Raw genomic sequence first — 14,082 nt, forward strand, 5'->3', positions numbered from 1 at the left:
GAGGAATTTATGAGAACGATGAAACGTGTAGCGGCAGTGGCATTGTCTGTTGTCGTGCTGATGACATCAGGGGTTAGTGCAAAAGCAGCAGTGACGGATGTGCAGCCAGCGAAGAGTAGTAGTGAGGCGGTGCTTAAGTGGGCAAAGAAAGTTGGAGAACCATTTGATGAGAAAACATATGCAAATAACACAGTATCTAAGATCAAGTTGGTTGGAAACTACCTTTATGTAGCAGATGATGCAAAACATCGTATCATGAAAATTGATAAGAAAGATGGAACAATTTTAAAAGAACAGAAATATTGTGATGAATCTTATATTCAGGGATATGTCAGCAGTATTGGATATGGAGATGGTAAGGTTTATGTAGGATACGACAATGGTCGTGTACAGGCATTTGATGAGAACACATTAGAATCTTTATGGATTACAGATGAAAATAAGAATGCAATTAACTCTGATTTCGTATTTACAAATGGAAAATTATATTTTGGGACAACAGCCAAGACAACAGATTGGTATGATAATGGTGCACCATTTTCTTATTATGTTGTAACGACATCAGATGATGATAAAACAAAACCTGATGAAGAAAAAACAATGAAAAAAGTAGTAGAATCTAAAACAGGAAAATTTTATTTGAAAAAAGGTGTAGTTCTTGGAAAATACATTGTTATTTCTGATACAGCAGGAACTTTAACAATGATCGATACAACAAATGATAAAGTTACAGATACAAAGGATATTGGAGAAGCTTTTTCTGGTAATATCACTTATGATGAAATGACAGGAACAATTTATTTTGTAGCAGGAACAAATGATCTGTACGGTATCAAAGTATCAGCTGATGGAAAATTAAAAGATGAGAAAAAAGTCAGATTATATGAAACAGGATATTCCTCAACTACACCAGAAGTATATAATGGAAAAGTTTATGTATCTGGATCAAAAGGAAAAGCATTTCAAGATAAAGGATATATGGCAGTTGCAGATGTAAGTTCTGATAAGTATAAAGTAAATTATACAGTAGAATTATCTAATTATTCTCAGTGTGAACCAACAATTGTAAAAACAGGGGAAAATTCTGTGCGTGTATATTTCACAATTAATGATGAACCAGGTGGAATTTATGCAATTGAAGATTCAAAAGATGCAACATCAGCAACATTGGAAACAGTTTATGAACCAACTGGGGACATAAAGAATACAGGATGTATGAGTGATGTAGTGGTTGATGAAGATGGTACAATTTATTTTGCAAATGATTCTAAATATATTATGTCAGTAGGCAAAAAAGTTGAAGATACAAAAAAATCAGATGTAATCACAGTAAAACCAGTCACAAAAACAGTAAAAAGTACAAGAAGCGTAAAACTGACATGGAAAAAGAAAAAATCCGCCAAAGGCTATGTCATTTACGCCAAAGCAGGAAAAGGTAAATACAAAAAAGTAACAACCGTAGGAAAGAAAACATCAAAGACGATCAAAGTCAACAAAGACTCATCCTACAAATTTAAAGTAAAACCATACAAACTAACAAAGAAAAACAAAAAGAAATATTTTAAAGCCTATGCAGCCAAAGCCAAATTCGGAAGCAAGACAGTTAAAGTAACATTTAAAAATGTCACAGGATATGCAAGCTACAAAGTGCAGATGAAAGCAGGAAAAGCAGCATATAAGACAGTAAAAACAACAACCAAAGGCGGAACGATCACATATACAAAGAAAAAAGCCAAAGTAGGAACAACTTACAAATTCCGCTTAAAAGGAATCAATAAGGTAAACGGAAAAACAGTTTCTGTAGTGATCAAATAGAAGTACTGGATAAAATACAAAAAAGGGCTTGATTTTCAAAAAGAATCATTGTATCCTATAACCAGTGAAGTTACTGACAAGGGCGTCAAACAATTAGTTTCATATTGTTTGTCGCCCCTTTTTTTCTACTATCAGTTAGATAATAGAAGAAAAATATATAGATTATGCTTCAAATGTAAGAGAAGAAAGGAAGAACTCTATGAAGGAAAAAATCAATGTATCAGAAATCTTCGGATCCCACGTATTTAACGACAGTGTTATGAAAGCACGTCTTCCAAAGGCCGTTTACAAAGATCTGAAAAAGACAATCGAAGAAGGAACAGAATTAAATCCAGCAATTGCAGACGTAGTTGCGAATGAGATGAAAGAATGGGCTATTGAAAAGGGTGCTACACATTATACTCACTGGTTCCAGCCATTAACAGGTGTGACAGCAGAGAAACATGACGCTTTCATTAACCCAACAGACGATGGTAAAGTTTTACTTGAGTTCTCAGGAAAAGAACTGATCAAAGGTGAACCAGATGCATCTTCATTCCCATCTGGTGGATTAAGAGCAACATTTGAAGCAAGAGGATATACAGCATGGGATTGTACATCACCAGCATTCATCAAAGAAACAGATAATGCTTGTATCTTATGTATTCCAACAGCATTCTGTTCATACAAAGGTGAAGCATTAGACAAGAAGACACCACTTCTTCGTTCTATGCAGGCATTAGATATCCAGACAACAAGATTATTAAATGTATTAGGAAATAAGAATGTGAAACGTGTTAGCACATCCGTTGGACCAGAACAGGAATATTTCTTAGTTGATGAAGAAAAATATAAACAGAGAAAAGACTTGATCTTCACTGGACGTACATTATTCGGAGCAATGCCTCCAAAAGGTCAGGAAATGGATGACCATTACTTTGGAATCATCAAACCAAGAATCGAAGGATTCATGAAAGATTTAAATATCGAAGCATGGAAACTTGGAATCAGTGCGAAGACAGAACATAACGAAGTAGCTCCAGCACAGCACGAATTAGCACCAATCTATAACTCAAACAACGTGGCAACAGACCACAACCAGTTATTAATGGAAACAATGAGACGTGTAGCAAGACGTCATGGATTAAAATGCTTACTTCATGAGAAACCATTTGCAGGAATTAATGGATCAGGAAAACATAACAACTGGTCTATGGTAACAAATGAAGGAAAGAACCTGTTAGATCCAGGAAAAACTCCTCATGAAAACCAGCAGTTCTTACTGATTTTAGCATCTATTATTGCAGCAGTGGATAAACATGCAGATTTACTTCGTATGTCAGCTTCCACACCAGGAAATGACCACAGATTAGGAGCTAATGAGGCACCTCCAGCAATCATCTCTATCTTTCTTGGAGATCAGTTAGAAGATGTTGTAAAACAGCTTGTAACAAGAGGTGAGGCGACAGAATCCAAACATGGAGACAAATTAGCATCTGGTGTTCATTCATTACCAGCATTTGAGAAAGATGCAACAGACCGTAACAGAACATCACCATTCGCATTTACAGGAAACAAATTCGAATTCCGTATGGTAGGTTCTACACAGTCTATCTCTGATCCAAACGTTGTATTAAATACAATCGTAGCAGATGTCTTTGCAGATGTATGTGACAGATTAGAGAAAGTAGAAGGCGGAGTTGAAGCAGTAGCTATGGAAGCTCACGAGATCACAAAAGAATTATTAACACAGCATCAGAGAGTTATCTTTAATGGTAACGGATATTCTGACGAATGGGTAGCTGAAGCTGAGAGAAGAGGACTTCCAAACTTACACAGCATGGTAGATGCAATCCCAACATTAACAACAGATAAAGCAGTTAAGATGTTTGAGAAATTTGGAGTATACACAAAAGAAGAATTAGAGTCTCGTGTTGAAGTATTATATGAACAGTATTCTAATACAATTAACATTGAAGGACTTGCAACATTAGATATCGCTAAGAAACAGATTGTTCCAGCAGTTATGAAATACCAGAGAAAACTTGCAAATGGCGTTGCTGAATTAAAGACAGTTGGTGTTGACAGCTCTGTACAGGAAAAATTGTTAGAAGATATCACAGCAAACTTAAAAGATCTGTTTGCTGCGATCAACAAGTTAGAAGCTGATATTCCAGAAGCTCAGGCATTAGAAAGTGAAGCTCAGGCTCGCTGCTATCATGATACGATTTTCACAGATATGAGTGCCGTACGTGAACCAGCAGACAAACTGGAAATGTTAGTAGCAAAAGAAGACTGGCCAATGCCAAGTTACGGAGATCTGATTTTCGAAGTATAATAATTACATAGTTTGTAAAACTTCTTAATACACAAAGAGAAAGCAGCAGAGAAATCTGTTGCTTTCTTTTTGTGTATCAACTATTGTTTGAAAAATATTCCAGAATATATTTTTTGAAATTTCATATTCTAAAGAAAAAGAATATCTTACAAAATTAGAAAAGAGGAAGAATATGAAAAAGAAATTTTTTGCATATATGATCATAGGGATTCTTCTGTTCACATTTCTGGCACAAGGGAAGGAAACAAAGACATACTGGTTTCAGATTGCAAGTCAGGGTGAAGGGGAAAGTGGCTTTTTAACCAACAGTAATTTGAATCAAAAGAAAGTTTATTTAACCTTTGATGACGGACCATCCGATCATACGGCACAGATTCTTGATATTCTAAAGAAACATAAGGTGAAGGCGACATTCTTTGTCGTAGGAAAAGAAACGGAACATGCCAAGAAAATGTATCAAAGAATCGTGTTAGAAGGTCATACATTGGCAATGCATTCCTACAGTCATAATTATGATCAGATTTATGCGAATGTAGGTGCATTTTCGAAAGACCTTATGAAACTACAGAAATATTTATATGAGCTAACAGATGTAAAGCCATATATTTACCGGTTTCCGGGTGGCAGCAGTAATCATTGCGCAAAAAATATAAAACCGTATATCCGGTATGTGAACGAAAAGGGATTACTTTATTTTGACTGGAATGCATTGAATGAAGATGCGCTTAATTTTGAACAAAGTCCTCAGCAGTTAAACAAGAAGATTTTAAAGGATGTCAGGAGACAGAAAACAAGTATTGTATTAATGCATGATCTTCATGAGACAACAAATACAGTGAAAGCATTAGATCCGCTGATCAAAACATTGAAAAAAGAAGGGTATCAGATCCTTCCGATCACTAAAAATACTAAGCCGATCCATCATGTATCCATTGACAAATAATGGGCTTTCACGTAGAATATGTTCGGTAAAGGATTTATTTTACGTGAGGAGAATGACATGATCATAAAAAGTGTAAATTTAGAAACCGTCTGTGGGATCACAAGTAAATTACCAGACAATACATTGCCAGAAGTGGCATTTGCTGGAAAATCAAATGTAGGAAAATCATCACTGATCAATGCACTGATGAACCGCAAATCTTACGCGAGAATTTCAGCACAGCCTGGAAAGACACAGACGATCAATTATTATAATATTAACGAAGAACTTTATTATGTAGACCTTCCAGGATATGGATTTGCGAAAGTAACACAATCCGTCAAGGAAAAATGGGGACACATGATCGAAAATTACTTGCAGACATCAAAACAGCTAAAAATGGTCTTTTTACTAATCGATATCAGACATAAGCCATCAAAGAACGATGTTATGATGTATGACTGGATTCTTCACAATGGATATCGTCCAGTGATCATTGCAACAAAGCTTGACAAGCTGAAGAGAAGCCAGGTGCCAAAACATTTAAAAGAGATCCGCACAGAGCTTCAGATGGATAAGGAAACACCAATTTTCCCATTCTCAGCATTATCAAAACAGGGAAGAGATGAGATCTGGGATTTCATTGAGTCAATGGTGCTTCAACAAGAAGAAGCCGAATAATTATTTATTCGGCTCGTCAAATAACAATTTTTCAATTAGCATAGAATAGACATCGGAGTGTTTTTTCTCCCAATGGTCACATATGTAAACTGCCTGGTCTCTTGAGACAACATTTAAGTTGATCTCAAGGAGCAGGTTTTCTTTTTCTCTGATCTTAAGATTTACGGTATATTCGTCTCCTTTGGATGGATAAAAATCAGCAGTCACACTGGCTTCCTTACGAAGCTCATATTCTTTTTCTTTTAAAAACTGAGCGATATCTTCTTTGATAGAGTTTGGAATCTGGTATTCAAACATCTCAATTGCTTCAGATCCCTCGTCACTGAGCGCGTAGTGGCTCATATTACGAATCTGCTTGACTCTGAGCATATTTTCTTCCTCTAACTCATGAAAAGCTCTCTGAACAGTAAAATAATTGGTATATCCCTTATCAAGGATAAATTCAGAAATCTGTGAATTGCTCAAAGGGAAATCTACCTTCTCAATTAAATATAAAATCATAAGCTTATAAAGTGTTAATTGTTCTTGTTCCATGGCTGATCTCCTTTGATTTATCGATAAAAGTCACTATGAAAAATTATAACACCACATGATTTTTCTTGCAACTTATGAATGAAAAGTTAAAAATGACAGATAATAACGCTGAGGTGATAAGAATGAAAAGAAAGTACCAGTGGATCCTATGTGCAGGACTGATCATTTTTGTGATCGCAGCGTTTTGTGTCTTAGTATCCAAAGATAACAAGGAAGAAGTGAAAGGTGCATTTGTAAGAGAAGGAGGATATCAAAGTGAATGTTTATATCAAAGCGCAAGAAAGTGTATGTCTTGTGCATCCAGAGATTAAAATAAAGGATATCATGTCCCTGTACTGCACCGACAAGGATTTGGAACAGAAAATAAAGAATCAAAGTGTTTATCATTTTATAGGAGATCATGATCAGAGAAAATGTTTTTCTGTTTTGATGTTAGTTGAAGTGATAAAACAGGTGGATAAGACATTAGATGTGATCAATTTAGGTGCCGAAGATTTTATTGTATATTACAAGAGAAAACAGGAAGAATCAAAGATTTTTCATTATGGAAAGATAGTCTTTGTAATTTTAGTCGCATTTTTTGGTGCAAGTTTTTCAATTATGACATATAACACGGATGTTGGGATCGAAGAATTGTTTTATAACGTTTATGAAATGATCATGGGACAGGCACCAGATGGTCCAAATATTCTTCATATTTCTTATGCAGTAGGATTGGCGATTGGGATCATTCTATTTTTTGATCATGCAGGTAAGATCAAGTTAAATGATGATCCAACACCATTTGAAGTACAGATGAGGCTTTACGAGAGAGATGTGAATGATACATTGATGATCAATGCAGGGCGGAAAGGGGAAGAAGCAGATGTGGATTCGTAGTTTCTTTCTGATCTTTTACGGATTGTGTGCAGGCGGCTTGATCGCAGCCAGTTTTTCTGGCATTTTTGAGTATGTTAGGTGTGATCCCGAGATTAGCAGGATTGACGAAGAGTATGAAAAACGCCAGAATGTATGAAAGTTTTGTGGCACTTGGAGGGATTCTTGGGACATTGGTCTTTCTTTATCGATGGCAGATCAAAGCTGGATACCCGCTTCTTGTACTGTATGGATTGTTTGGAGGAATCTTTGTGGGATGTATGATCGGAGCTTTGGCAGAAACGATCAAAAGTCTTCCAATCTTTTCAAGAAGATTAAATTTGAGATCAGGGATTCCATATGTAATCTATGGGATCGCATTTGGAAAAATGCTAGGATGTTGGCTTTATTTTTATATATTTTCATAAAATGAAGAAAGGGTGATACAAGTGAAAAAAGAACCAAGCAAAGAAGAATATCAACAGATCGTGAAAAATCTTACACCAAAACATAATAGTTTGTTAAATTGCACAAAAGCGTTTGTAACGGGTGGGACATTTTGTGTTCTTGGTGAAGTTATGAAGCAGTTAATGATGAAATATTTGAATCTCTCCAAGAAAGATTCATTATTATATGTGACAATTGAATTGATCTTACTAAGTGTCTTATTAACAGGATTTAATTTCTATGGAAAAATTACAAAATTTGGCGGTGCAGGTGGGCTTGTGCCGATTACGGGATTCGCAAATTCAGTGGCTTCAGCTGCAATCGAATATCAGAAAGAAGGACAGGTTTTTGGTATTGGCGTTAAGATTTTTACGATTGCAGGACCAGTGATCTTATATGGAATCTTCTCATCATTTGTTACTGGATTGATTTATTTATTCACAAAGCAATGGGGGTGGTTTCTATGACATCGATTTGTGGTATGCAGAGTCTAAAGTTTGAGAATGCGCCGTACTTAAAAGGCTGGGCATCAGTTGCAGGGAAGAAAGAAGGGGAAGGTCCTCTGGGAAATCTGATCGATCAGATCATTGAAGATCCATACTTTGGACAAGAAAGCTGGGAATTGGCAGAAGGCCGTTTTATGAGACAGGCAGCAATGCTTGCGATCAGTAAAGCTGATCTTCATAAGAAGGATATCCGTTACGCGTTTGCGGGTGATCTTTTGGAACAGAATACAGCAACGTTTTCTGGAATGAAAGAACTAGGGATACCGTTGTTTGGACTTTTTGGAGCATGTTCAACGGTAGGAGAAGCGATGTCTCTGGCAGCGATGAGCGTTGCAGGAGGGTTTGCAAAGCATTCACTTGCAATTGCTTCCAGTCATATCGGAAGTGCTGAAAAACAGTTCCGTTTTCCGTTAGAATATGGAAATCAGAGACCATTATCTGCGACATGGACTGTGACAGGATCTGGAGGTTTTATTGTGTCAAAAGAAATTGGTCCTGTAAAGATTCAAGGGATCACAACAGGAAAGATCGTTGATTATGGGATGGAAGATCCGATGAATATGGGGGCTTGCATGGCGCCAGCAGCGGCAGAAGTAATCTATCAGCATTTTGTGGATTTTGGGTCGAAGCCTGAAGATTATGATGCAGTATATACAGGAGATCTTGGAGAAGTTGGCAAGAAGATTTTGTTGCATTTGCTTCGTGAAAATGGATATGATCTTTCGAAAGTTCATGGGGATTGTGGAATTGAAATCTATGAGAATGAGACACAGGATACTCATTCTGGGGGCTCTGGCTGTGCCTGTAGTGCAGTGGTTCTTGCATCGATGATCATACCGAAGCTCATTGATGGAACGTGGAAGAAAGTATTGTTTGTGCCAACAGGAGCATTAATGTCAAAGACAAGTTTTAATGAAGGTGAAAATGTTGCAGGGATCGCACATGCGATCTTTCTGGAAGGAGTAAGATAATAATGGAATATATCAGGGCGTTTTTAGTAGGAGGCATTATTTGTATCCTGGTGCAAATATTGATGGATCATACGACATTACAGCCGGGAAGGATCATGGTACTCTTAGTTATTGCAGGTGTTATTCTTGGGGCACTGGGGATTTATAAAAGAATCGAAGCGTTTGGAGGATGTGGTGCGACCGTTCCGTTGTCTGGTTTTGGATTCAGTTTATGGAAAGGAATGAAAGAGGCAGTTGACAATCATGGGTTTCTAGGGTTATTCGAAGGAGGATTCACGGCAGCAGCAGTCGGAACATCAGCAGCATTGATCTTTTCTTATCTGGCATCTTTGATCTTTCAGCCGAAGATCAAAAAATAAAGGCAGGAGTATGAAATAAAGAGAAAAAAGGGATTCTGATTTGAGAGAATCCCTTTTTAATATAAAAATATAGAAGATCAACGGTTAATGTTTCTTGCAGAAAACAGATTGATATTTTTTTGGAAGCAGATAAGGAGTGTCTGCTGTTTTTCCATGACTGCCCTTTTTGCGGACAATGTAAATTTTTCTTTGTTTTTTGTTTGCAGGACAATTCTTTGTGGCGAGTTTATCGCTTGTTTTACATACTTCAACTGCAACGTGGATATCACAGGTCTGGGTAGGAACGGTTCCTTTTTCAAAATATTCTGTGATCACACGGCTGCCTCTTGGATCGTGATCACAAACCCCTTTAATAGCAAGTTTTCCAGACTCTTTGCAGACTTTTGCTTTTACAATGTCAGATGGTTTTTTAAAATCTGTAGTTTGTTCTTGTTTTGTTTTTATGATTTCATTCATAACCTTTGCCCATATTTTTTTATGAGTGTTATCAGAAGCAAAATTTGTATTCTTGTCATAGCCCATCCAGACAGAAGCTGTATGATAAGGAGTATAACCGCTGAACCAGTAATCGTAACTGTTTGAAGTAGTTCCTGATTTTCCTGCGACAGCCATAGATGAAGAAAGTTTTGCTGATTTTCCAGTTCCTTTTGTAATAACGTCTTTCATAGCGTCGGTTAAAAGGAAAGCAGTACTTTCTTTCATGACACGCTTACCTTTCTGAGTATTAGAAAGAAGAATATTACCATTATGATCTACGACTTTTGTGTATAAAACAGGTTTCTGGTAGGTTCCGCCATTTGCAATGGAAGCATATGCAGAAGTCAATTCCATATTTGTAACACCATAAGTCAGGCCACCAAGAGATAAGGACTGGGTAATATCGGTATATACATTTCCATTTGAAGTTGTCTCATTAGACACCAAAGTGGAAAAACCAAGATTCATCAAATATTCAAACGAAGTCTTAGGTGTAACGTCAGCAATGGTTTTGGCCGAAACAACGTTCATGGAGTTTGTGATCGCTTCGCGGATCGTTGAATAACCTTTATAACCTTTGTAATAGTTGCGTACTGGTCTGTTAGTGTCAATATAGTTATAAGGAGCATCCTCATATACGGTTGCAAGTGTCATATGATTCTTGTCAAGTGCAGGTAAAAATGCAGAAAGAATCTTAAAAGTAGAACCGGGTTGTCTTGTAGTACCAGTAGCACGATTCAAGGAAAGATCGGAAGTCTTATTTCCACGTCCACCAACTAAGGCTTCTACAGTTCCGTTAGATTGATTCATGATCGTCATGGATATCTGAGGCTGGATCGTTGTTTGGAAAGATTCATTTGTAATGGTTTCACCTTTTGATAAAATATATTGTTTAAACTTTGTAACAACTGTCTTTGCACTTGCTTCATCTGTAAAAATCAACTGATTTCCAAGGTTATTTTTTCTCATATAATCAAGCAGATTGTGATCAGAATAAACAACGTCTTTTCCTGAAACAGTTTTTGCAGATAAAGAATAAGAAAGCGCGATTTTTGTGGCTTTTGGATAGTTTGAAGTATCGTTTGTGACGCTATCCGCAATCTTCTGGATCTGTTGATCCTGAGTAGAGTATATTTTCAATCCGCCACTGTAAATAGCATTATAAGCTTTTGTTTCGTCATACCCCAGTTGTTTTTTTAAATCTTTTACAACTTGAAGGATTAATGCGTCCTCAAAATAAGAATTTGTTGTTTTTTTTGCAGGTGCAGCAGCAGCATTTTTTTGAATTCTTGTGTATACATCATCACTAAGTGCTTCTCGATATTCTTTTTTTGTGATATAATGTTGCTCTAACATATTTTGTAAAACAAGTGATCTTCTGGAAACGTTGTTTTCCGGATGGGTTACAGGATTTAAACGTGTCGGATTCTTAGTAATACTTGCAAGTACAGCACATTCGGACAATGTGAGTTCAGAAACATCTTTATTAAAATATTTTTGTGATGCTGTCTGAACACCAAGTGTTCCTTCTCCAAGATTGATCGCATTTAGATATTCTTCTAAGATATATTGCTTAGAAGCAATCTTTTCTAGTTCAAGAGCAAGAGATTGTTCTTTGATCTTTCGTTCCAGACGTTCCATTGTGGTTTTTTCCGGCTGAATTCCAAGTACATTGTTCTTGATCAACTGTTGCGTGATAGTACTTCCCCCTTGGCTTAGAGATTGGTTTCTGATACCAAGGAAGGTTGCTCGAATAATTCCATACAGATCAATTCCATTATGGCTGTAATAACGTTCATCTTCAATCGCAATAAAAGCATGCTGAAGATTCTTTGGAACGGAAGAAAGAGGAGTGTAGATCCTGTTGGAATCATGGTTTGAAAGTGTTTTGATCGTTGATCCTTTGTTATCATAAATAGTTGTGATATATCCTTTGGAATGGACGGAATCTTTTGTAATCTGTGGGGTTGTTTTTAAAATCCCACGTACGAAACCAACCCCGAGGCCGAGCCCAGTAACGATCAAGGCAATGGAGATGATAAAAGCATATTTAAAAAGAAAGAGAGAAATATTAGAATTTCTACGAATTTTTTCTGAAGATAAGATCTGTCTCTTTTTCTGAATGTTTTGTTTGGTATATTTCATAAAAAACCTCCTGTTATGTATTATACCAAATAAAAAAGTTCAAGTAAACCGACCGTGTAACTATAAACGATACAATCAACAATATGATGATGTAAGGGGCAAAAGTATAAAGTATAAAGGAGAAGAATATGAAAAAACAATTAAAGGGGAAGCAGTCATTTTATGATGACAAACAAAGGGAAAATGTAGTATCCTACTATTTGATGGAAGATCAGGAACACACGATGTATGGAGTCGAACTGGAAAAATATCAGGAAGAAACGAATGTGATCGAGTGGGATGCAGTTCCAAGTATATCAGAATCTATGGAATTAGTAGATCGTGTGATCCATAACCTGATAAAATATAAAGTAACACCGATCTCACTGGCAGAGTCCTTAGATGAGATCATGACCAGGGAGGAAGAAGATGGACGTTCAAAAATATAAAATCTTATATAAAGAGGGAGAAGCAGAGATTTCAGAAAAGAAATCAAGATTTATTGCGCATATTGCTCCAGCGCAGACAGAAGAAGAAGCACAGGCATTCATAGAGAAGATAAAAAAACAATACTGGGATGCAAGGCATAATTGCTGGGCATACAGTATCGGAGAAAAGCAACCAGCCTTGCGTTGTAGTGATGATGGGGAACCAAGTGGAACTGCTGGGAAGCCAATGCTTGAGGTGCTGACAGGGCAGGAACTACATAATGTGGTAGCAGTTGTAACAAGATATTTTGGTGGAACACTTCTTGGAACTGGAGGATTGATTCGTGCGTACACAAAAAGTACGCAAGAAGGGATCAAGGAAAGTATGGTGATCGAGAAATGTCTTGGGGTAATGCTCAGCCTCACTTGTGATTACACGACATCTGGAAAGATTCAGTATTTAACAGCAACAGAGCATATCCCAGTGCTTGATACAGTGTATACGGATAATGTAACATTTGAAATGATCGTACCAGTGGAAGAAGTTGGAAGTGTTGAGAAAAAGTTTATGGAAGCATCTATGGGGAAAGCAGTTCTTAAAAAAGGAGAAGAAACTTATTACGCTGAAATCGATGGTAAGATCAGTTACGATCTATAGACGAAGAATGATATGATTTCATTACTTTACAGTGATAAAATATCATGTTAAAATTTATCATAGTTAATTAGTCAGAAATAATGAAAAGGAGCAAAATTCTATGAAAATATCAGAAATTTTAAAAAATAAGTCAACAATTTCGTTTGAGGTATTTCCTCCAAAGAATAAAGAAGGAGATATTTCTTCCATTTATAGTACGATTGAGGGATTAGCAAAATTATCCCCGGATTTTATTAGTGTTACATATGGTGCAGGTGGATCTACAAAAGGTAAGACAGTAGAAATCGCATCAGTCATTAAGCATGAATATGGAATTGAATCTGTAGCACATTTAAGCTGTATTTCATCTACAAAAGAGGATATCAAATACGAATGTGAACGTCTGAAAGAAGCAGGAATCGATAATATCTTAGCATTAAGGGGAGATTATCCTGCAGATGCAACAAACTTTGATCCTGAGAATCTGGAATTTCACTATGCAAGTGAATTAAATGAATTTATCGGAGAACATTTTAAAGGACAATTTTGCTTATCAGGAGCATGTTATCCAGAGACACATCAGGAAGCTGATGGGTTTAAGAAAGATTTAGAAGCATTAAAGAAGAAAGTAGATGCAGGAGCAGAATATTTAGTAACACAGATTTTCTTTGACAATGATTATTATTACAGATTAGTCAGAGAAGCAAGGAAGATCGGTATCACAGTACCAATTCTTGCAGGGATCATGCCAATTACGAATGCGAAATCTCTGATCCGGACAACAAAGATGTGTGGATGTACGATCCCATATCAGTTATCTACAATGATCGAGGCACATTATGATAATCCAGAAGCTATGAAAGAAATCGGAATCAACTACGCAGCACAACAGATCATTGATCTGATCACAAATGGAGTTGATGGGATTCATATTTACACAATGAATCGTGCAGAAACAGCGCAGCGTGTATTTGACAGTATTCCAGCTGTATTGAAAGAATTAAACTAA

The 14,082-nt window shown here is 36.6% G+C and carries 15 protein-coding genes; 13 read left to right on the forward strand and 2 right to left on the reverse strand.

Annotated elements, in window-relative coordinates:
- Positions 1-9 precede the first annotated feature (9 nt).
- From QUE18_RS03935 to yihA, 4 genes are all read left to right on the forward strand, one after another.
- A complete protein-coding gene (locus QUE18_RS03935; RefSeq protein ID WP_242852741.1) occupies positions 10-1,815 on the forward strand; it encodes a PQQ-binding-like beta-propeller repeat protein in 1,806 nt (601 codons plus the stop codon).
- A gap of 199 nt (positions 1,816-2,014) precedes the next feature.
- Positions 2,015-4,132, forward strand: a complete 2,118-nt coding sequence (locus QUE18_RS03940; RefSeq protein ID WP_008392136.1) for a glutamine synthetase III family protein — start codon at positions 2,015-2,017, stop codon at positions 4,130-4,132.
- A gap of 172 nt (positions 4,133-4,304) precedes the next feature.
- Complete coding sequence (locus QUE18_RS03945) at positions 4,305-5,075, forward strand: polysaccharide deacetylase family protein (protein WP_009204170.1); 771 nt, start codon at positions 4,305-4,307, stop codon at positions 5,073-5,075.
- Positions 5,076-5,132: 57 nt separating this feature from the next.
- Positions 5,133-5,735 (forward strand): ribosome biogenesis GTP-binding protein YihA/YsxC, encoded by a 603-nt coding sequence (gene yihA, locus QUE18_RS03950; protein ID WP_009264492.1) that lies wholly within the window; start codon positions 5,133-5,135, stop codon positions 5,733-5,735.
- Here yihA and QUE18_RS03955 read toward each other — a convergent pair whose 3' ends face one another.
- Positions 5,736-6,269: a DUF4364 family protein gene (locus QUE18_RS03955; RefSeq protein ID WP_008392139.1), complete on the reverse strand. Its 534-nt coding sequence runs from the start codon at positions 6,267-6,269 to the stop codon at positions 5,736-5,738.
- Between the two features lie 122 nt (positions 6,270-6,391).
- On the opposite strand from QUE18_RS03955, the gene QUE18_RS03960 reads away from it, so the two are divergent.
- From QUE18_RS03960 to spoVAE, 6 genes are all read left to right on the forward strand, one after another.
- Positions 6,392-6,580 carry a hypothetical protein gene (locus tag QUE18_RS03960; RefSeq protein ID WP_022091448.1) on the forward strand — a complete coding sequence of 63 codons (189 nt, stop codon included), beginning with the start codon at positions 6,392-6,394 and terminating at the stop codon, positions 6,578-6,580.
- Entirely contained in the window at positions 6,525-7,148 is a 624-nt protein-coding gene (locus tag QUE18_RS03965; protein WP_207641998.1) for a stage V sporulation protein AA, read from the forward strand. Before QUE18_RS03960 ends, QUE18_RS03965 begins: the two co-directional genes overlap by 56 nt.
- An 80-nt stretch (positions 7,149-7,228) precedes the next feature.
- Complete coding sequence (locus tag QUE18_RS03970; protein WP_286259201.1) at positions 7,229-7,552, forward strand: stage V sporulation protein AB; 324 nt, start codon at positions 7,229-7,231, stop codon at positions 7,550-7,552.
- A gap of 12 nt (positions 7,553-7,564) precedes the next feature.
- Positions 7,565-8,038 (forward strand): stage V sporulation protein AC, encoded by a 474-nt coding sequence (gene spoVAC / locus QUE18_RS03975; RefSeq protein WP_008392144.1) that lies wholly within the window; start codon positions 7,565-7,567, stop codon positions 8,036-8,038.
- Positions 8,035-9,048, forward strand: coding sequence for a stage V sporulation protein AD (locus QUE18_RS03980; RefSeq protein ID WP_009204167.1), 1,014 nt, complete (start codon positions 8,035-8,037; stop codon positions 9,046-9,048). Before spoVAC ends, QUE18_RS03980 begins: the two co-directional genes overlap by 4 nt.
- Before the next feature lie 2 nt (positions 9,049-9,050).
- Positions 9,051-9,407, forward strand: a complete 357-nt coding sequence (gene spoVAE, locus QUE18_RS03985) for a stage V sporulation protein AE (RefSeq protein ID WP_008392146.1) — start codon at positions 9,051-9,053, stop codon at positions 9,405-9,407.
- A gap of 84 nt (positions 9,408-9,491) precedes the next feature.
- Here the strand turns inward: spoVAE and QUE18_RS03990 are convergent, their stop codons facing one another.
- Entirely contained in the window at positions 9,492-12,029 is a 2,538-nt protein-coding gene (locus QUE18_RS03990; RefSeq protein WP_009204166.1) for a transglycosylase domain-containing protein, read from the reverse strand.
- Positions 12,030-12,157: 128 nt separating this feature from the next.
- Between QUE18_RS03990 and QUE18_RS03995 the strand changes: the two genes are divergently transcribed.
- The 3 genes from QUE18_RS03995 (at position 12,158) to metF (ending at position 14,082) form a co-directional block, all read left to right on the forward strand.
- The gene (locus tag QUE18_RS03995; RefSeq protein ID WP_009204165.1) at positions 12,158-12,457 is read left to right on the forward strand and encodes a DUF6514 family protein; all 300 of its coding nucleotides are present in this window, start codon (positions 12,158-12,160) and stop codon (positions 12,455-12,457) included.
- Entirely contained in the window at positions 12,438-13,094 is a 657-nt protein-coding gene (locus tag QUE18_RS04000; protein WP_008392150.1) for a YigZ family protein, read from the forward strand. Before QUE18_RS03995 ends, QUE18_RS04000 begins: the two co-directional genes overlap by 20 nt.
- 100 nt (positions 13,095-13,194) lie before the next feature.
- Entirely contained in the window at positions 13,195-14,082 is an 888-nt protein-coding gene (gene metF / locus QUE18_RS04005) for a methylenetetrahydrofolate reductase [NAD(P)H] (protein ID WP_009204164.1), read from the forward strand.

The organism is Anaerostipes hadrus ATCC 29173 = JCM 17467 (assembly GCF_030296915.1).
Taxonomy (GTDB): domain Bacteria; phylum Bacillota; class Clostridia; order Lachnospirales; family Lachnospiraceae; genus Anaerostipes; species Anaerostipes hadrus.